The 18537-nt window shown below is 70.8% G+C and carries 15 protein-coding genes; 8 read left to right on the forward strand and 7 right to left on the reverse strand.

Features of this window, described 5'->3' with window-relative positions; genetic code table 11:
• Positions 1 to 54 precede the first annotated feature (54 nt).
• From IEZ07_RS34410 to IEZ07_RS34420, 3 genes are all read right to left on the reverse strand, one after another.
• Complete coding sequence (locus IEZ07_RS34410; protein ID WP_068895516.1) at positions 55 to 1110, reverse strand: hypothetical protein; 1056 nt, start codon at positions 1108 to 1110, stop codon at positions 55 to 57.
• 145 nt (positions 1111 to 1255) lie between these two features.
• Positions 1256 to 2683, reverse strand: a complete 1428-nt coding sequence (locus tag IEZ07_RS34415) for a glutamate-cysteine ligase family protein (RefSeq protein WP_191898629.1) — start codon at positions 2681 to 2683, stop codon at positions 1256 to 1258.
• A 95-nt stretch (positions 2684 to 2778) separates the two neighbouring features.
• Positions 2779 to 3483 (reverse strand): SDR family oxidoreductase, encoded by a 705-nt coding sequence (locus tag IEZ07_RS34420; protein WP_191898630.1) that lies wholly within the window; start codon positions 3481 to 3483, stop codon positions 2779 to 2781.
• A 114-nt stretch (positions 3484 to 3597) separates the two neighbouring features.
• Between IEZ07_RS34420 and IEZ07_RS34425 the strand changes: the two genes are divergently transcribed.
• On the forward strand, positions 3598 to 4431 hold the full coding sequence (locus tag IEZ07_RS34425) for a helix-turn-helix transcriptional regulator (RefSeq protein WP_191898631.1): 834 nt from the start codon (positions 3598 to 3600) through the stop codon (positions 4429 to 4431).
• A gap of 22 nt (positions 4432 to 4453) precedes the next feature.
• Here IEZ07_RS34425 and IEZ07_RS34430 read toward each other — a convergent pair whose 3' ends face one another.
• Positions 4454 to 5533: a class I SAM-dependent methyltransferase gene (locus tag IEZ07_RS34430; protein WP_191898632.1), complete on the reverse strand. Its 1080-nt coding sequence runs from the start codon at positions 5531 to 5533 to the stop codon at positions 4454 to 4456.
• Positions 5534 to 5674: 141 nt separating this feature from the next.
• Between IEZ07_RS34430 and IEZ07_RS34435 the strand changes: the two genes are divergently transcribed.
• Positions 5675 to 7657, forward strand: coding sequence for a S9 family peptidase (locus IEZ07_RS34435; RefSeq protein ID WP_191898633.1), 1983 nt, complete (start codon positions 5675 to 5677; stop codon positions 7655 to 7657).
• A gap of 55 nt (positions 7658 to 7712) precedes the next feature.
• Here the strand turns inward: IEZ07_RS34435 and IEZ07_RS34440 are convergent, their stop codons facing one another.
• Positions 7713 to 8882 carry a PP2C family protein-serine/threonine phosphatase gene (locus IEZ07_RS34440; protein WP_191898634.1) on the reverse strand — a complete coding sequence of 390 codons (1170 nt, stop codon included), beginning with the start codon at positions 8880 to 8882 and terminating at the stop codon, positions 7713 to 7715.
• A 64-nt stretch (positions 8883 to 8946) separates the two neighbouring features.
• Positions 8947 to 9687 carry an alpha/beta fold hydrolase gene (locus IEZ07_RS34445; protein WP_307729047.1) on the reverse strand — a complete coding sequence of 247 codons (741 nt, stop codon included), beginning with the start codon at positions 9685 to 9687 and terminating at the stop codon, positions 8947 to 8949.
• A 329-nt stretch (positions 9688 to 10016) separates the two neighbouring features.
• On the opposite strand from IEZ07_RS34445, the gene IEZ07_RS34450 reads away from it, so the two are divergent.
• Positions 10017 to 10676 (forward strand): SMI1/KNR4 family protein, encoded by a 660-nt coding sequence (locus IEZ07_RS34450; RefSeq protein WP_191898636.1) that lies wholly within the window; start codon positions 10017 to 10019, stop codon positions 10674 to 10676.
• A 186-nt stretch (positions 10677 to 10862) separates the two neighbouring features.
• Positions 10863 to 11969, forward strand: a complete 1107-nt coding sequence (locus tag IEZ07_RS34455; RefSeq protein ID WP_191898637.1) for a serine hydrolase domain-containing protein — start codon at positions 10863 to 10865, stop codon at positions 11967 to 11969.
• 25 nt (positions 11970 to 11994) lie between these two features.
• On the opposite strand, the gene IEZ07_RS34460 is transcribed toward IEZ07_RS34455, so the two are convergent.
• Positions 11995 to 12774 (reverse strand): methylenetetrahydrofolate reductase, encoded by a 780-nt coding sequence (locus IEZ07_RS34460; RefSeq protein WP_191898638.1) that lies wholly within the window; start codon positions 12772 to 12774, stop codon positions 11995 to 11997.
• 124 nt (positions 12775 to 12898) lie between these two features.
• Between IEZ07_RS34460 and IEZ07_RS34465 the strand changes: the two genes are divergently transcribed.
• The 4 genes from IEZ07_RS34465 to IEZ07_RS34480 all read left to right on the forward strand — a co-directional run.
• On the forward strand, positions 12899 to 13495 hold the full coding sequence (locus IEZ07_RS34465) for a hypothetical protein (protein ID WP_191898639.1): 597 nt from the start codon (positions 12899 to 12901) through the stop codon (positions 13493 to 13495).
• A gap of 267 nt (positions 13496 to 13762) precedes the next feature.
• Complete coding sequence (locus tag IEZ07_RS34470) at positions 13763 to 14212, forward strand: lamin tail domain-containing protein (RefSeq protein ID WP_191898640.1); 450 nt, start codon at positions 13763 to 13765, stop codon at positions 14210 to 14212.
• 62 nt (positions 14213 to 14274) lie between these two features.
• On the forward strand, positions 14275 to 15303 hold the full coding sequence (locus tag IEZ07_RS34475; RefSeq protein ID WP_191898641.1) for an ISAs1 family transposase: 1029 nt from the start codon (positions 14275 to 14277) through the stop codon (positions 15301 to 15303).
• Positions 15304 to 15743: 440 nt separating this feature from the next.
• A partial coding sequence (locus IEZ07_RS34480; protein WP_191898642.1) for an Ig-like domain-containing protein occupies positions 15744 to 18537 on the forward strand: 2794 nt, incomplete at its 3' end.

Here is an 18537-nt window from a genome sequence, read left to right on the forward strand (position 1 = left end):
GGCTTGCCGAAGACGAGCGCCGCGATACCGCCTGACCGGTTTCGCAACAGTCACTCAGAGGGGGACGCCGTAGATCACGCGGCGGCCGACGAACTCGGTCACGCTCCACACCTGCCCGCGGCCGCGCACGCAGGCGAGGTCCTCCGGGCCCACCGGGTACGGCCTGCGGACGATCCCGTCGCCGACCTCGATCAGGGTGCCGTTCCGCTGCGATCCGGCGCCCTGGCTGAGATACCAGGCGCCGTCGTACGACAGGGCGCCCTGGATCCTGCCGGCGGGCAGCGCGTAGGCGTCGAGCGCCGCGGCGACACCGTCGGCGGCACCGTCGGCCCCGGCCCGCAGGGCCCCGTCGGGGTCCAGCCGCCAGCGGGCCACCCTGCCGGTCTCCCCCGGCTCGTCGACGTACTCGCCGGAGACCAGCAGGTCGGGGTCGGCGCTGCGGTCCACGGCGGCGAAGGAGAACCGGGCGGCCCCGGTGGTGGTGGTCCACGCGCCGGTCTGCGGCATCACGTAGCGGTAGCCGAACGCGTTGTACACGCCCTTCGCCCCGCCGATCGCCCGGTCGTCCCCGCCGTTCACCTCGAAGATCTGCCGGGTGTCGAAGACCCGGAACCCCCGGACGGTGTCGGCGACGTAGAGCAGGTGGCCGTACCAGGCGACGCCTCCGGCGTGGATGTCGATCGGGGCGATGCCCCCGTCCGCGCGGGCCTCGACGAGCAGGACGTGCCGGTAGCGGAGGGTGGCGGCGTTCAGGAAGGACAGGCGCACGCCCCGCTCCCCCGCCTCCGGCTTGTAGTACCAGCTCACCACGAACACGTTCCCCGCCGCGCCCGCGTCGGACGAGCAGGTCAGCCCCTGCGGGTACCAGTCGGGGAAGGCGTTGTCGGCGGCGTCGAAGCAGTACCAGTCCACCGGCCGGGGCCTCATCGAGCCGAAGGCCCCCGACCCGGTGGAGCCCCGCCGGGTGGCGGCCCGGTTGGCCTTGGCCAGCACGGCGTCCAGCGTCACCCGTTCGAGCTCCCGCTCCAGCACCCGGATCCCGGCGCTGAAGCGGTCGTCGTCGCGCTTCAGCTCGAACGGTCCCGCGGACACGGCCTTCATCGCGCTCATGAGAGTCCTCCCGTCCCGCCCAGTCTGGCGGATCAAGGTACGGAATTCATGAGTATGCCGGTCGAATCCCTTTCGCGATCATCCGGGCCGTGCTCACCCGGGAGGGGCCGCGCAGGGCATCACCGGAGGGCCGCACAGGGCCGGGTCAGACGGGCCAGGTGTGCACCGGATCGCCGGTCTGCGCCAGCTCCCGGTAGCGGGTCACCATCCGGGCGCGGTCTCCGCCCAGCGCCTCCAGCGCCTCGCGCTGCCAGACCGATCCGGTACGGCGCCGCGTGACGCGCTCCCGGACGACGTCCAGCATCCGCTCGGCCTCGCCCGGCTCGACGCCCACCCGCTCCAGCCCGGCCGCGGCCAGCGGCAGCAGGTCCAGGGCGAGCCGGGCCGCCGGGACCTCGTCCCGCCTGCCGGGCCAGGCCAGCGAGGCGTCCAGGCCCTCGATCGCCGACCGGTAGAAGTTGCGGTAGGCGGAGGCGAAGGCGAACTCCTCGACCGGCTCGACGGCCAGGGCGGAGGTGAGACCGAGCAGGAAGGCCGTGTTGGCCGCCATGTCGACGGGGGTCGGCCCGGCGGGCAGGGCGCGCATCTCCACCCGCAGGTGGCCGCCGTCCGCCGGGTCGTAGACCGGCCGGTTCCACTGCCAGACCGTGCCCTGGTGGAGCCGGAGCTCGGCCAGGGCGGGGGCCCCGTCCCGGCCGGGGCCGTGCTCCGGCGTGATCATCGGCAGGATCGGCTCGTAGTCGCGCACGCACGCCTCGAACAGCTCCTCGGCGCTCCTGACCCAGCCGGAGCCGAAGGCCACCCGCCGGTCCCGGCGCCCGAGCCGCTCCAGGTCGCGGTCGTCGGCCGACTCCTCGAACAGCGCGATGCGGGTCTCCTCCCACAGCCGCCGGCCCAGGAAGCCCGGGGAGTTGCCGCTGACCGCCAGGACCGGTCCCATCGCCAGCTGGGCGGCGTTGTAGACGCGGGCGAAGTCGGCGGGCGCGGTGCGCAGGTGCACCTGCCAGGAGGTGTTGGCGCTCTCCAGGATCACGCCCTCGACCTCCAGCTCCAGCTGCTCCACACCGTGGATGCGGACCCGGAACGGCTCGGTCCGCAGCCGCCGGAAGCCGCGGCTCATCGCCCGGTAGCGGCTCTCGTCGCTCATCGCCCCCTGGGTGAAGTCGAACTCGTGCAGGGTCGGCAGGATCCCGATCGCCACCGACCGCCCGCCGTGCTCCGCCGCCGCCGAGTCCACCACCGCGATGGTCTCGTGCAGCTCCTTCTCCAGCGCGGCGAACGGCCTGCCCGCCAGCGGGAGCGGGGTGAGGTTGACCTCCAGATTGAACCGGCCGAGCTCCAGGGTGAGCCGGTCATCCCCGGCGGTGTCGCGCACCTCGCGGTTGCGCGGGAGCGGGCGGCCGTCCGGCGTGGTCAGGAACAGTTCCAGTTCGGCCCCGATGGTCATGGGCCCCGTCCCGAACCCCGGCCGGGCCAGCAGCTCGCGGAGCTCCACCAGCTGCTCGGCCAGCCGCTCCCCGAAGCGGGCGAACTCCGCCTCCGAGAACCGGTCCTTGTCGAGTTGCTGCCCCATCTCACCGTCCGATCATTCAGGCGGTCTCCACCGCGATTCGCGTCGCCTCCCCTCTCTGTCCCGTCCGCCGCCGTCTAATCCGCCGGTGAGGTAGATCACCAGGGCAGGACGCCGTCCTCGTCCTGATAGGAGCCGGTGGGGCCGCCGGCGTCCAGCAGCGCCAGCCGTACGGCGGCGGCCGCGCCCTGCTCGGCGGTGCGGGGGCCGCTGTGGCCGTTCATGTCCGTCGCGCAATACCCCGGGTCGGCCGCGTTGACCTTGATCGGGGTGCCGGCCAGCTCCTTGGCGTAGGCGACGGTGACCATGTTGAGCGCCGACTTGGAGGAGTTGTAGGCCAGGTAGTTGTGCTCCCAGGAGGAGCTCTGCGGGTCGGTGGCCTGAGCCAGGGAGGCCAGGCCGCTGGACATGTTCACGATCCGCGCGGCGGGCGCGCGGCGCAGCAGCGGGAGCATCGCGTTGGTGACGGCGACCACGCCGAAGACGTTGGTCTCGTAGGTGTCGCGCAGCACGTCCACCGGGGTGGCGCTGGGAGCCGGGTCCTCCTGGGGGAGAAGGACCCCGGCGTTGTTGACGAGGATGTCGAGCCGGCCGTACTCCGCCTCGATCCACTTGGCGGCGGAGGCGACGGACTCGGCGGAGGTGACGTCGAGCTGGACGAACCGGGCGCCGATCCGGTCGGCGGCCCGCTGCCCGCGCTCCGCGTCCCGGCCGGCGGCCAGGACGGTCACGTCCCGCTCGGCGAGCAGTCTGGCGATCTGGTGCCCGATGCCCTTGGTGGCACCCGTGATGAGAGCGATCATGCCCCTCACCCTCGCCGGGGTCCGCCGGGGGCGGGAGAGACCCCGGAAGGCTGGGACCGGCGGTACCACCCTCGGGCCGCCGTCGGGGCGCGGACTCCGGCCATGATGGAGGGCATGAACCGCAGCGGACTCGCCGAATTCCTACGCAACCGCCGCGCCCGGCTGACGCCCCGGGAGGCGGGGCTGCCCGGCGGCGGGCGCAGGCGCACCCCGGGGCTGCGCCGCCAGGAGGTGGCCCAGCTGGCGGGCATGTCCATCGACTACTACATCCGCCTGGAGCAGGCCCGGGGGCCGCACCCGTCCCGCCAGGTGCTCGGCGCGCTGGCCCGGGCGCTGATGCTGACCGCCGACGAGCGCGCCCACCTGTTCCACCTGGCCGGGGAGGCCCCGGCGCCCGGCGGCAGGCCCTCGCGGGACGTGCCGCAGGGGGTGCTGAACCTGCTGGCCTCCCTGGAGGACGTACCCGCCTACGTGGTCGACGCCAAGTACGACATCCTCGCGTGGAACCCGCTGGCGGGCGTGCTCCTGGGCGACCTGGACCGCGCGGGACCCCGGGAGCTCAACGTGGTGCGCCACGTCTTCGCCTCCCCGGACCTGCGCGCCGGGCTCTGCGAGGAGGAGAAGGGCGGTTTCGCCCGCACCGCGGTCGCCGACCTGCGCGCCGCCGCCGCGCGCTACCCCGATGACCCCTCGATCGGCGAGCTGGTCGCGGAGATGCTGGCTCTCAGCCCGCAGTTCGCGGCGTTCTGGCAGACGCACGACGTGGAGATCCAGCGCAACCAGCGCAAGCGGATGAGCCACCCGCTGATCGGCGTGATCGAGGTCTCCTGCCAGTCCCTGCACGTCCCCGACCGCGACCAGCGGGTGGTGCTCTACACGACGGACGCCGGCTCCCCCGCCCGCGACGCCCTGCGGACGCTGCGGACGCTCCGGCTCCAGGACGCCTGACCCCCGCGGGGCGCCGCGCCCGTCAGCCCTCGTACTTGGGCAGGCGGCGGACCTTCAGGCCGCCGCCCCAGCGGTCGATCGCCTCGTCGTCGGCGAAGGCCAGCGCGCGCAGCATGTTGCCGCCGTCGGACGCCTCGACCTTGCGGCGGAGCCGCCGCTGCAGCGGCTCGGAGAGCTTGGTGGTGCCCGCCTCGACGGTGTCGCCGTAGAAGGGCGTGAAGGCCACCCCGGCGAACCCGGTACGGCGCAGCAGCGTCGGCATGGTCTCGGCCGAGTAGAACATCAGGTGGTTCTTGGTGAACCCGTTCCACGCGCTGCCGTGGGCCTTGAGCTGCAGCGAGGCGGCGTTGACGGTGAGGATCATCAGCACCCCGCCCGGCGCGAGCAGGCTGCGGAAGCGCCGGAAGTCGTCCAGCGGGCGCGGCAGGTGGGCCAGGACCGACCAGAGGGTGATCACGTCGAAGCCCCCCACGGCGATCTCCGGGACGTCCTCCGGGGTGCCGTGGTAGGCCCGCGCCCGGGCGAGCCGCCGGTTGGCCTCGGCCACCGAGTCCGGCGACAGGTCGACCCCGGCCGCGTCGAACCCGCGCTGCTCGGCGAGTTCCAGGAAGAGCCCGGCCCCGCAGCCGAAGTCCAGCAGCCGCCGCCCTCCCCCCTGGGCGAAGACCGGGTGGAAGGAGTCCATGGTCAGCCGGTAGCGGCGGCGCCGGTCCGCGGCGTACTTGCCGGTGAGGAAGGCGCTGTAACCGTTGGCGTACAGGTCGCCGAGGCGTTCGGGCCGGATGTTGGGGTTGCGGTAGAGGAACCCGCACCCCGGGCAGCGCACCACCTGGTAGCTCCACCGGCCCTTGGGCCCGGTGGGGCGGAACAGCGGCTGCTGGCGGCTGTCGCCGCACAGGTGGCAGACGACGAACTCCTCGATCTCCCCCAGATCGGTCCGCTCGCGGTACTCCGCCAGCGTGAGCAGTTCGGCCCGGCGCAGCCGCAGCCGCCACTGGACCTCCCGGGCCAGTCGCTCCCCCGGCCGGACGTAGATCCGTTGCCCCCAGGGCACACGGTCGTAGCGGGAGCCGTACAGGGCTCGGTAGATCGTGCGTTTCACCGCGGCCATGGCACGTCCGTTCACGGCTTCCGTCCCCACACATCACGATTCAGTCGGTCGACAAACCGGTACCCGACCGGTGATCCGGACAGACCCGGTGCCCGGTATAGCGTTCTTCATCGGGTGATAACGTCCCAGGCCATGCGCCCAGAAGACCTCGCCCTGCTGCACGTTCCCGGCAGCGTGACCCTCCACGACGATCTCCTCCTGGTCGACGTGGCCCACCCCGATCTGAAGGCGGACGCCTACCGGGGAGGCCTGTGGCGGATCCCGCCGCAGGGCCCGCCGGTCCCCTTCACCCACGGCGACCTGGACACCGCGCCGAGCATCTCTCCGGACGGCGCCTGGGTGGCCTTCCTCCGGGCCACCGCGGGCGGCAGGCCCCAGCTGCACGTGATGCCGACCGGAGGGGGCGAACCCCGCCCGATCACCGACCTGCCGCTCGGCGCGGGCGCCCCGGTCTGGGCGCCCGACTCGCGGCGGATCGCGTTCGTCGCCCGGACCCCGGAGGCGGGCCGCTACGGCACCGAGGAGGGGGTGGGCCCCGCCGCCGAGGCGCCGCGCCGCATCACCGGCTTCCGCTACCGGAGCGACAACGTGGGATTCGTCCAGGACCGCCGGAAGGTCCTGTACGTGGTCAACGCGCTGGCCGACATCCCGCAGCCGGTGCCGCTGACCGGCGACCGCTACGACGTCGACGACCCCTGCTGGCACGGCGACGAGCACCTGCTGGTCTCGGCCCCCCGCGACCTGGACCCCGAGAGCCTGCACACCGACCTGTACGCGGTGCCCGCGCTCGGCGGCGAGCCGGTCCCGGTGGTGCGCGGCCCCGGCTCGGCGGCCCGCCCGGCTGTGCTCCCCGGCGGCGACGTGGTCTTCCTGGGCACGGAGTTCTCCGGGATCGATGCGGTGGCCCGCAACACCGGGCTCTACCGCGCGCCCGTACGGCTCGGCGCCGAGCCGGCGACCGTACCGACCGGGTCCGCGACCGTACCGACCGGCGCCGGGTCCGCGCCCGGACCAACTGGCGCCGGGTCCGCGCCCCTACCGACCGGCGTCCGGCTGACCGAGGAGGAGTCGGTGGACTGCGAGTCCCTGACCCCGCTCCCGGTGGAGGGCGGCGTCCTGGTCGCGGTCCGGGTGCGCGGCGCGGTCGAGCTGCGCCTGGTGCCCCTCGACTCCTCCGCCGGCGTCCCGCTGGGCAAGCTCACGGTCGTGCTGGGCGAGCGGTCGGCCGTCAAGGCGTTCGCGGCCTGGCGCGGCCGGACCGTGGCCGTGCTGTCCACGCCCGAGCACCCCGGCCTGGTCGCCGACGCGGGCGGGACGCTCGCCGACTTCTGCGGGCCGCTGCCCGCGGCCCGCCCGCTCCGGGAGATCACCGCCGTCGCCCCCGACGGCTACCCGGTGCACGGCTGGGTGGCGCTGCCCGAGGGCGAGGGGCCGCACCCGGTCCTGCTGAACGTGCACGGCGGACCGTTCCACCAGCACGGCTGGGGCTTCCTCGACGAGACCCAGGTCTACGCCGCCGCGGGGTACGCGGTCGTGCTGCCCAACCCCCGGGGCTCCGCCGGGTACGGCCAGGCGCACGGCCGGTCGGTGGTCGGCGCGCTCGGCACCGTCGACGCCGACGACGTGCTGGCCCTGCTGGACGCGGCGCTGGCCCTGCCGGAGTGCGACGCCGACCGGGTGGGCGTGATGGGCGGCTCCTACGGCGGGTTCATGACCAGTTGGCTGGCCGCCCACCACGGGGAGCGGTTCCGCGCGGCCTGGAGCGAGCGCGCGGTCAACGCCTGGGACTCCTTCACCGGTTCCTCGGACATCGGCTGGTTCTTCGCCGAGGCCTACTGCGGTCCCGACCCCGAGACCCAGCGCGCGATGAGCCCGCTCCAGCACGCCGACCGGATCACCCTGCCGTTCGCGGTGGTCCACTCGGAGGAGGACTGGCGCTGCCCGGTCGAGCAGGCCCAGCGGATGTACGTCGCGCTGCGCCGGAACGGCGTGCCCGCCGAGTTCCTGCTCTTCCCGGGCGAGGGCCACGAGCTGACCCGGAGCGGCCGGCCCCGGCACCGCCTCCAGCGCTTCGAGGCCGTGCTGGAGTGGTGGTCGCGCCACCTGGCCTCGTAGTGGCTCCCGCGGCGGACCCGTCGGGCAGGCCGGCGGCGCGCGACCGGCCTGCCCCTCAGTCGGGGACCCGCAGGACGAGGACGGCGATGTCGTCGATCGGCAGCCCGGACTGGAAGTCCACCACCTCGTCCACCAGGTGCTCGGCGACGCCCTGCGCGTCCGCGCCGCGGGCCGCCTCCAGGGACCGCCGCAGCCGCTCCTCCCCGAACATCACGCCGTCGGCGCCCCGCCCCTCGGTGATCCCGTCGGTGTAGAAGAGCAGCACGTCCCCCGGGGAGAGCTCCACCTCCGTCTCGCGCAGCTTCGGGTCGTCGAAGACGCCCAGCAGGTCTCCCGGGCGGCCCACCGGCCCGGAGGGGTGCTCCCGGGAGATCCGGACGGGGGGCGGGTGCCCGCCGAGGGACAGCTTCAGGCGCGGCCTCCCCGCGCCGTCGTGGTGGATCCGGGCGTAGGCCGCGGTCAGGAAGCGGTCCGTGCGCTCGCGCAGGAGCGCCTGGTTGAGCAGGGAGAGGACCTCCGCGGGCCGGGCGTCCCGGATGCCCGCGGCCCGCAGCGTGTACCGGGCCAGGCTGGTGACGACCGCCGCCCGCGCGCCCTTGCCGCACACGTCCCCGAGTGACATCCCCCAGCCGTGCGCGGTCTCGAAGAGGTCGTAGAAGTCGCCGCCCACCTCGTCGCCGCTGCCGGCGGGCCGGTACACCCCGGCGACGTCCAGGCCCGGGACCGCGGGCAGCGCCGCCGGCACGAAGCTCGCCTGCAGGATCTGCGCGAGGTGGCGGGCCTCGGCCTCGGAGCGTTCGGCCCGCTGCCGCTCGCGCAGGAGCTCGCGCTCGTACCGCCTGCGGTCGGTGGCCGCCACCGCGGACAGGCGGATGACCGCCGGCCTACCCTCCGCGGCGGGCTTGACCACCGCGTTGACCAGGACCGGCAGCCTCGTGCCGTCGGGGCGCCTCAACTCGACCGCGATCTCCCTGACCTCTCCCTGCATCGCGAGCAGGGGGGCGAAGTGCGTGTCGTAGAAGATCCGGTCGCCCACCGGCAGGAGCGCGGGGAAGCGGACCCGGCCGACCAGGTCTGCGCGGGTGCGTCCCGCCATGGTGAGGAACGTGGCGTTGGCCCTGACGATCGTCCCGTCCATGAGGGTGGACAGGTAGCCGAACGGCGCGTGCTCGTAGAGGTCGCCGAAGTCGTCCTCGACGGCCTCTGTCAGCGGAGGCTCATGCATCCGCGTGGCGGCCTCGTCCGGCTGGGCCACAGGCGCGGTCCCGTCCCGTCGGTCCCGTCCCCTCTCAGCCCCGCAGGAACGAGCGGATCGCGGACACGGTCTCCTCGGGGGCGCTCAGGTTGGGGCAGTGCCCGGTCGCCTTCAGCAGGACCAGCTCACTGCCGGGGATCATCCGGTGGACGTACTCCCCCACCTGCGGCGGGGCGATCACGTCCTCCGAGCACTGCAGGACGAGCGTGCGCGCCCGCACCCGCGGCAGGTCGGCCCGGTTGTCCGACAGGAAGGTCGCCCTGGCGAACTGCCGGGCGATCGCGGGGTCGGTGCGGCAGAAGCTGTTCGTCAGCTCCTCGCCCAGCTCGGGCCGGTCCGGATTGCCCATGATCACCGGGGCCATCGCGCCGGACCAGCCGAGGTAGTTGCTGTCCAGCGACTCGAGCAGCTCGTCGATGTCCTGCCGGCTGAACCCGCCGACGTAGTCGCCGTCGTCGATGTAGCAGGGCGACGGGCCCACCAGCACCAGCCGCCCGAAGCGCTCCGGCTCCTCGATCTCGGCCAGGACGCCGATCATCGCGGCGACCGAGTGACCGACGAAGATGGCCCGCTCCAGGTCGAGCTCCCGGCAGATCTCCAGCAGGTCGCGGGCGTAGCCGTCGAGGGTGGAGTGGCGCTCCGCGGAGTGGCTCGCCAGGTCCGACGAGCCGTACCCCACGTGGTCGAAGAGCACGACCCGGTGGTCCTCCTCGAAGGCCGGCGCGACGAACCGCCACATGTTCTGGTCGCAGCCGAATCCGTGGGCGAAAATCATCGGCGTTCCCGAAGGATTCCCCGATATCTGGACGTTGTTACGGGCCAGCACGTCCATTGTCGTATGACGCCTTTCGTGGAAATCAATACTTCGGGCCGTATCCGGATGATATCCCCCCGTGAAGATCCCCCGGACGCGCTCCGGCCGGCCGGCGGTTTCCCCGGCCGCCACCGGGTAGCCGAACGGCATGCGCATCGGAAACACCGAGATCAGGTTTCTCGGCGGCACCGCCGGATGCCTGACCATGATCATTATTTCCGTCCTGCTCTCGATCCTGCTCACCGTCGTGGTCAACTTGCTTCTCTGATCCGCCGGACGAGGGACCCATCATGATCGAGGAATCGCTCCAGGACGTCGTGTCGACCGCGTACGGCGCCTGGAGACCGGAGGACGGCTGCCCCCGCGCCGAGATCGCGGCGGCCGAGGAGCGCCTGGGATTCGCCCTGCCGGACGCCCTGCGCGACTACTACGCCGCGGCGGGCCGGCACCCGGAGCTGATGGGGACCGGCGGCCGCGAGTACACCCTCCGGGTGAGCGCTCCCGGGCGGCTGGACGTCGAGGCCGGCGCGCTGCTCTTCTGCGGGGAGAACCGGTGGCCCGCGCAGTGGAGCGTGTCCACGGACGACCACGGCTGGCCCGATCCCCGGGTCCAGGGGCGCTCCGGTCCGGCCGAGCGGTGGTACAGCCGGTTCAGGAGGCTGTCGGCCTTCCTGATCAACGTCGCCTGCCGGCAGGCGGTGCGGTCGCTGCCGCACCAGGCCTCCGTCCGGCTGCGCAAGGGGGATCTGGGGACCGTCGAGTCGCTGCTCGGCTACGTCGGTTCCCGCGACGTGTGCAAGGGCGGCGACTGGCTGAGCTTCGCCGACCGGTCGAGCCGGGTGCTGGCCGACTACTGCCACATCACCTCGACGCTGCGCGTCGGGACGGCGGCGCCGGGCGCGCTCGACTCCTTCCGCGAGCGCTCAAACCTGCGCCTCGGACCGGTGTGAGGGAGCCGCGACGCCCGGGAGAGGCCGAGCGCGCGTCTCCCAACCAGCCGCACACACCCAGACCGGCCGCGCGTCCCGGACCGGCCGGACGGCCGATACGGGTCCGGCCCGGATCGGCCGTACGGCCGACGAGGCGGCCGCCTTCCGGCCGATCCCCCGCCACCGGCCCCCGGCCATGATCGGGACATGTCGATCCGCACCGTACTGGCCGCCGTCTGCGCCGGCTCCGCCCTGCTGACCGCCCTCGCCCTCCCGGCCGCCGCCGATACGTCGTCGCCCTCGTGCTCCGCCGTACGCGGCCGGTTGCAGACCGCGCTGGACACCGCGGTCGAGCAGAAGGTCTCCCCCGGCCTCGCCGTATCCGTCACCAGCCCCCGCTGCGGCACCTGGCGGCTGGCCGCCGGAGCGGCCAGGCGGGAGACCGGCGCGAAGATGCGCGGGGACGAGCGCTTCCGCGTCGGCAGCGTCAGCAAGACCTTCACCGCGGTCGTGGTGCTCCAGCTCGCCGCGGAGGGCAGGCTCGACCTCGACGCGCCCATCAGCGACTACCTGCCCCGGTTCGAGCTGGAGCCGGAGATCACCCTGCGCAGGGCGCTCCGGCACGAAGCCCGCCTGGGCGACTACGCCGAGACCATCGACCAGCTCGCGCTGCGCTTCACCACCGTCGAGCCGGAGCGGCTGGTCGCCGCCGGGCTCGAGATGCCCCGGACCAAGGGCTGGGCCTACTCCTCCACCGGCGCCGTCCTGGCCGCCCTGGCCGCGGAGAAGGCGACCGGCCAGGACATCGGCCGGCTGATCACCCGGCGCATCATCAAGCCGCTCAAGCTGACCGGCACCTACTGGCCCGGCACCAGGGACGACGTGGCGGGCAGGCATGCCGACGGCTACGTCCTCGACGAGGGCGTCTACCACAACGCCACCCGCTTCAACCCCTCCATCGGTCACGCGGCGGGTGCCCTCATCTCCACCCCGCAGGACCTCGACCGCTTCTACGGCGCCCTGCTCGGCGGCAGGCTGCTCCCCGCCGAGCAGCTGGCCGGGATGCGCACCACCGTCCCGGCCGATCCCGAGCGGATGTGGCCGGGCGCGCGGGCGGGACTCGGCCTGTTCCGCACCGCGTTGCCCTGCGGCGGCGACTGGTGGGGCCACGGCGGCGGATTCGTCGGCTACCGCACCCTGGCGGGCGCCACCGACGACGGCCGCCGCGTCGTCCTGGCCGCCAACCAGCAGCCGAGCGACGCCAAGGCCTTCCAGCTGGAGGTGCTGCCCCGGCTGCTGTGCGCCCTGGATTAGGCCCGTGAGCATCCGGGGCGGGCCTTCACAGCGCCCCGGACAGCCGGGACTCCACCTCCCGGTAGCGGGCCACCGGGATCAGGTGCACTCCGTCGAAGGCGCCCGAGTCGCGGATGGCCAGGACCTGCTCGCAGGCCGCCTCGACCCCGGCGAGCCGGTCGGCCGCCACCATCTCCACCAGGTCCGCGGGGATGTCGATGTCGGGGATCGCGGCGGCCAGGCGGCGGGCGTGGTTCTCGCTGGCGATGACCATCACCCCGGCGTAGACCGGCACATCCACCGGATTGGCCTCGCGCCACCGCAGCAGCGCCTCCAGCGAGAAGCAGACCTGGACGAACACGAAGTCGGCGGCGCGCTTCCAGGCCGGCAGCGGGCGCAGCCCGGCCGCGGTGCCGACCCGGAAGGCGGGGCTTCCCTCGAAGGCGGGGTCCTCGCCGAGCCCGCGGACCTCCTCGATCATCGAACGGACGGTCAGGTCGCTGGTCCGGTTGCCCGTGGCGGGCTTGTCGCCGTACACGAACAGGAACTGGTCGACCCCGTACGCCGCGGCGGTGAGCAGGTCGCGGCGGAAGCCCAGCAGGTTGCGGTCGCGGGAGTTGAGGCAGGCGATGCTCCGCCCGCCCATCGCCTGGACCTCGTGGGCGACGGCGACGCTGGAGACCGTGGCCCGGCCGATGTGGTTGTCCGGGACGAGGAAGGAGCCGGCGATCCGGCTGAGGGTGCCGATCTGGTGGCGGACGTGCTTGAGGTCGGGGCGGGTCGGCGGCTCGATCTCACAGACGATTTCGAAGGGTCGATCAGTCATGGGACCGAATCTACGGAAACCGTGATCTCCGGGCCGGGTGTTCCACTGGACGAGACCGGCTCGAATCACAAGAAAGAGGGCACCGACGTCCGGGGAGATCCGTTGTTCCCTGCGAGGAGGAACCATGGTCTTCGACAGGCATCCCGCACTCGCCTTCGCCGCAGGCGCTCTGATCCTCGCCGGGCTGATCGCTCTCCCCGCCGTCCGGCCCCTCTGGCCTCCGGCGCTCACCCTCCACGTCCTGGGCGGCGCCGTCGTCGCCGCGGACGTCGTCATCGTCCCCGCCGTGCTGGGCCGCGTCCCACCGGCGCTGCGCATGACGTGGGGATCGGCGGGCGCAGGCGGCGGGGTCGTGCTCCTCACCTCCATGGTGCTGGTGTACCTACCCGGGGCCGATCCATATCTGGTGGAGACCGCTTCGGATGCGAGTTACCTCGGGTTGCTCGGAGGGCTCGTGGCGGGTGGAGCGGTCATGCTCATGGCGACCGCCGTCCTGGTCACGCGGAACGGGCGGGCGGAGCACGTCGGCGGGATCGAGGAACGCGCCGCGAGGGAAGACGGCGTGACCGGCGGAGGATACGTGGCGGTCTGCGACTGCGGCTGGGAGGGGTCCCTGCGGGAGGACTCCTCGCAGGCGCTCGTGGAGGCGGGAGACCACGCGAGCAGGGTCCGGCTCCGGCCCGGAATCCCCGGCGCTCCTGAGGACCTTCCGCAGCGCTGAGCACCGAGCACCGGCACGCCGACGCGGGCGGCCCGTCGGTGCGGGCGGCCCGTCGGTGCGGGCGGCCCGTCGGCGCCACGGCGTTCAGCCGAGCGGACATGAACCGGACGGCCGCCGGCACGCCCAGCGGACGCTCCCCGGCCACCCGGAAACATAAGCACTCTTACGGACATATAGCCTAAAGCGCTATAAAACTTCGCTCGTCCGGTATCTCTTCTCCGAAGAGGGCGGCCTCCCGCACAGTCCGTTCCCCCACCAGGAGTGCCCATGTTCAGCAGGCTCCTCGCCTCCGCCGTCGTCACGTCCGCAGTGCTCGTCCCGTTCGCCCAGCCCGCCGCGGCCGCGGCTCCGTCGGTGCAGATCACCCGCATCTACTACGACAGCCCGGGCACGGACACCCGGTCCAACACGGTCATCAACCGTGAGTATGTGACGATCAAGAACACGAACCGGGTCAACATCAACATCGGCGGCTGGGTCCTGGTCGACAGGTCCAACCACCGCTACGTGTTCCGCGCCGGGCAGATCATCGGTGCCGGCAAGTCGCTGACGATCCGCACGGGCAAGGGCACCAACACCTCCACGACCCTCTACCAAGGACGTGGCTGGTACGTGTGGAACAACGACAAGGACACCGCCTATCTGCGTAAGAGCAACGGGGCTCTGGCGGACTACTGCTCCTACAACTCGACCCGGACGTCCTACAAGAACTGCTGAACGCTCGTGGCCGCGGGCCGCCCCGTCCGACCGGCCCGTGCCCATCCCGCGCCCGCCCCGGCGTGACCGGCGCGACCTGTGCGCAGGCGTTGATCACCCGGTCGTGGGCCGGCACCGTTGCCGAGATCGGGAGGGTTCCGTTCCATGGAATACGTACGGCTGGGGACGACCGGGTTCCACCGCACGAGGCGACCCTGCGCCGGGCCTTCGCCCACCTCGACGCCGATGCGCTGGACGCGGCGGTCGCCGCCTGGCTGAACCGGCCCGCCCGTACACCCGCCACACCGCCCGATGACCGGCCGCGCCGCCGGGCGGTGGCGGTGGACAGCAAGAGCCTGCGCGGCACCCGCACCGCCGACGGCGAGGCGGTGCACCCGCTGTCGGCCGTCGACCAGAGCGGTGGTCTCGTACTGGCCCAGACCGGTGTGGGCGGCAAGACCAACGAGATCACCCGGTTCCGGCCGCTGCTTCAGGGCTTGGATCTGGCCGGTTGCGTCATCACCGCTGATGCGCTGCACACCCAGCGTGATCACGTCGACTTCCTGGTCGGTGAGAAAAACGCCCACTACATCGTGATCGTGAAGCGGAACCAGCCGAGCCTGTATGCGCAGGTCAAAACACTGCTGTGGCACAAGGTGCCCGTCGCCGACCGGCGGCGTGAGCGGGGCCACGGCCATGAAGAGCCGGGCATGCTCAAGGCGGTCACGGTCAAGGCCGGTCCGGGCTTTCCGCACGCCGTCCAGGCCCTGCAGATCAAACGCCAGGTCAGGGACCTGTGCGAGGGCCGGTGGCGGACCGTCACCGTCTACGCCGTCACCAGCGTGCCGCTCTGGCAGGCCACCCCTGCCGAGCTGGCCGGCTGGATCCGCAGCCACTGGTCGATCGAGAATCGGCTGCACTGGGTGCGTGATGTCACCTTCGGTGAAGACCACTGCCAGGTCCGCACCGCCAACGCGCCTCGGGTGATGGCCGGGCTGCGCAATCTCGTCGTCGGCGTGCTCCGCCGGTCCGGATCCGGCAACCTCGCCCAGACGATCCGCTACCTCGGTCGGGACGCCACGCGGGTCCTGCCGGTCCTCGGGTTCACATGATGCTCGGCCGACTTTGCCCGGACCCTGGACCTCACCCTCACAACGGCAAATAGGAATAAATTATCACAGCGAACCCATCGCAACGACCACTCACAATGACGGAGGGGATCTTACCCATCACAAAGATGATCTTTACTATTCCTTTATAGCGTGCCACGATCGCCTCGCTTTGCCCCACTAGGCATGAAAGGGCTCACGTGAAACGAGCTCGACCCACGTCCGGCTTGTTAGTCGCGACACGTCGCCGAGGCTGCATCCTGGCAACGCTCACCCTCTCGGCCTCGCTTCTCGTACCACCAGCGATCGCCGAACCCACGCCGACCTCAACAGCCACCTCGCCATCGAACACATCCGTCACCCCAGACTCCGTTGACGCCGCCAAAGCCGAAGCCAAACGCACCGGGAGGGAGGTGGAGATCCCCAGCCTCCACACTGAAAACATGACCACCGTGGCCACGCCCAGCGGCAAGACGGTCAAGACCTATGTGTCAAGCACCGTTGTCCGCGTCAAGCGCAACGACGCCTGGCACAAGGTCGACCCAACGCTGATCGCGGAGAACGGCGTCGTCAAACCCCGGATGACCACGCTGGACATTCAACTGTCCAACGGCGGCAGCACGACCCCTCTACTCACCGCCAAGGGTGACTCCCTCAGCATCAAGGAGGGGCAACCCGGAGAGGTCAGCATCGCCGCACCCGGCAAGTTGCCCGTTCCGGAGCTATCTGGCAACACGGCCACATATAGATCTGCGTACGGCCCTCAGATCGACCTGATCGTCACCATTACTCCAGGGGGATACCAGCATCAGATCGTGATCCGCGAGCGGCCCAGCAAGCGCCTCAAACTGCCCGTGCTAATCGATCCACCTTCCGGCATGAGCCTGGGCAAATCCTCCAGCGGCAAGCCCGCTGCCCTTGCCGACGGCAAGGAGGTCGCCGACCTGTCGAAACTGCCGATCCTGGATGCCAAGGAGATCGCATCACCCGGCACCGGCAAGACCAGTAGCGCAACCTCAACTCTGACCGGAAGCGGCGAGGACACAGCTCTCGTTCTTACGCCCGATGCCACGTTCCTGGCCGACCCTGCGGTGACGTATCCGGTAACGGTGGTCGCGAGCAACCCGACGCCCTGGCATGGGGCAGGCGCTCCCGCCGACACGTTCATCGCCAACGGTGGTAGCTACCAAAACGGTAGCTACATGGCGAACTCGAATGCCTTGTTTGCCGGACGCCGGGATGGCTACAACTACCGCTCGTACCTGAAGTTCAATCTCACCGGAGCGCCGTTCATCGGCCGACAGATCCTGGATGCGAACATCACTCTGTGGAACTACCTGTCCAGTGCGTGTGGCAACGTCGGTGATATTTCCCTGCACCGCGTCGCCAGTGACTGGACCCCCACTACCTTGAAGTGGAGTGACCAGCCCCGCGCGGTTGCGGATGGCTACGTGGTCAATCCCTACGGTAAGGACCAGAGCTGCTCTGACTGGATGGCCGAGGGTGAGCTCTGGTATTCCATCGAGCAGATCGCCCAGGCCTGGGCGGACGGAATGCCCAACCATGGCGTCATGATCCGCGCGGTGGCCGAATCGGGTGCGAACAACTGGCGCCAGTATCTGTCCGGTAATTACCCGGAAACCGCACCGGACGGCAGCCACCATCCGTACTTCTTCGTGGAGTACGAAAAGCCTACAAGGATCAGGGGCTTCCTCATCCCCTACCGTACCTCCCCCACCGTCGGCAGCGTCATCGCTCACACCGATATCCCAGCGAACGATGCCCCCGCGCCCCTCATCAGCGAAGCCGAGGCGCTCATTCAGCGGGAAGAAGCATCGGACTATGTGATGGAGGATTCGGCGCTTGGCCTAGCTCCCCCGGATGACATATCCCCGGAGGAGTGGCTAACGGCGATCGAAGCAGACAAGTCTCCACAGCCGGACGCAACACCGCCGTCGGTCATCTCCACGGTTCCTTCCAGTGGGCAAACCAATGTTCCCGCAAACATCTCGATCCGAGCTGATTTCAACGAGGAGATCACTGGAGCCGAGATTACGGTCACAGACGCGCGGAGCAACCCGCTGGCCGGCCAGATGAGCATCGATCCTTCCGGCCAGTCACTGACCTTCGCACCGAGCAGCCCGCTAGTGCCGGGGGGCAATTACACCGCCACAGTAACCGACGCCAAGGACTCCACCGGCAACGGCAGCGCCCCCTATGCGTGGTCCTTCACGGTTGACAACACGCCAGCTTCTGTAATCGAGACGAGCCCGGCGGATGGCGCTTCCGAAGTCGAGTTGGCGGCGCCGATCCGGGTGACTTTCAGCGAACCCGTAGCCGACGTGGCATTCGCTGTCAAGGACAGCTCGGGAACACCTGTTACGGGAAATGCCGGGATAAGTGACGATGCCAAGGTCTGGACCTTCACACCTGGAGGCCAATTGGCATGGAACATGTCCTACACGGTCGAGGTAAGCGCTGCCAAGGATGCATCCGGCAATGTGATGGCACCGCACACGTGGTCATTCGCCACAGTCACTGATCAGGTCGTACCTACAGTGTCGGAAACCAGTCCGACCAAGGACGCCACTGGCGTCCCTGTCACGACCAAGGTCAAGCTGACCTTCTCGGAGACGGTGTCCGATGCTCAGATCACGGTCACGGACGCGGGAGGAGCCCAGATCCCCGGTGATATCACCGTGGACACCGCCGGTAGGGCGTGGGCGTTGACATTCGGCGGTCCTCTGTCTGCCGAGACCACCCATACAGTTCACGTCACCGGTGCGAGGGATCCCGCCGGAAACCTGATGGAGCCCTACTCCTGGGCGTTCACGACCGCTCTCTCAGATACCACCGCACCAACGGTTACCGAGTCGCTCCCTGCGGCGGACTCAGTTGATGCGGCCCTCGGCAGCCCGATCAAGGCAGCCTTCAGCGAGCCGGTGTCTGAGGGGCAAATCGTGGTGAAGGATCAAGCGGGCAACTTCGTGACCGGCAGTCTCTCGGCGGACTCAACGACTCTCTTGTCCTTTACTCCTGCTCAGCCACTGGCAGAGCGCACCGAGTACACCGTTGAAGTGAGCGGAGCCAAGGACGAAGCCGGCAACGCCATGGCACCGCATTTCTGGTCTTTCACAACCATGGAACTGCCACCGCCGCCGAACTCTCCGAAGGTATCGGATGAGTACGTTTATCCCACCAAGACCGACGGCGCCATCACCACTCTGACGCCATCCT

Source organism: Planomonospora parontospora, from assembly GCA_014647935.1.
GTDB classification, from domain to species: Bacteria; Actinomycetota; Actinomycetes; order Streptosporangiales; family Streptosporangiaceae; genus Planomonospora; species Planomonospora parontospora.

Excerpts from the sequence above, each read along its gene's own strand:
- IEZ07_RS34410 (WP_068895516.1), bottom strand. The coding sequence starts at position 1,110 with ATGAGCGCGATGAAGGCCGTGTCCGCGGGACCGTTCGAGCTGAAGCGC.
- IEZ07_RS34415 (WP_191898629.1), bottom strand. The coding sequence starts at position 2,683 with ATGGGGCAGCAACTCGACAAGGACCGGTTCTCGGAGGCGGAGTTCGCC.
- IEZ07_RS34420 (WP_191898630.1), bottom strand. The coding sequence starts at position 3,483 with ATGATCGCTCTCATCACGGGTGCCACCAAGGGCATCGGGCACCAGATC.
- IEZ07_RS34425 (WP_191898631.1), top strand. The coding sequence starts at position 3,598 with ATGAACCGCAGCGGACTCGCCGAATTCCTACGCAACCGCCGCGCCCGG.
- IEZ07_RS34435 (WP_191898633.1), top strand. The coding sequence starts at position 5,675 with ATGCGCCCAGAAGACCTCGCCCTGCTGCACGTTCCCGGCAGCGTGACC.
- IEZ07_RS34440 (WP_191898634.1), bottom strand. The coding sequence starts at position 8,882 with ATGCATGAGCCTCCGCTGACAGAGGCCGTCGAGGACGACTTCGGCGAC.
- IEZ07_RS34445 (WP_307729047.1), bottom strand. The coding sequence starts at position 9,687 with ATGATTTTCGCCCACGGATTCGGCTGCGACCAGAACATGTGGCGGTTC.
- IEZ07_RS34450 (WP_191898636.1), top strand. The coding sequence starts at position 10,017 with ATGATCGAGGAATCGCTCCAGGACGTCGTGTCGACCGCGTACGGCGCC.
- IEZ07_RS34455 (WP_191898637.1), top strand. The coding sequence starts at position 10,863 with ATGTCGATCCGCACCGTACTGGCCGCCGTCTGCGCCGGCTCCGCCCTG.
- IEZ07_RS34460 (WP_191898638.1), bottom strand. The coding sequence starts at position 12,774 with ATGACTGATCGACCCTTCGAAATCGTCTGTGAGATCGAGCCGCCGACC.
- IEZ07_RS34465 (WP_191898639.1), top strand. The coding sequence starts at position 12,899 with ATGGTCTTCGACAGGCATCCCGCACTCGCCTTCGCCGCAGGCGCTCTG.
- IEZ07_RS34470 (WP_191898640.1), top strand. The coding sequence starts at position 13,763 with ATGTTCAGCAGGCTCCTCGCCTCCGCCGTCGTCACGTCCGCAGTGCTC.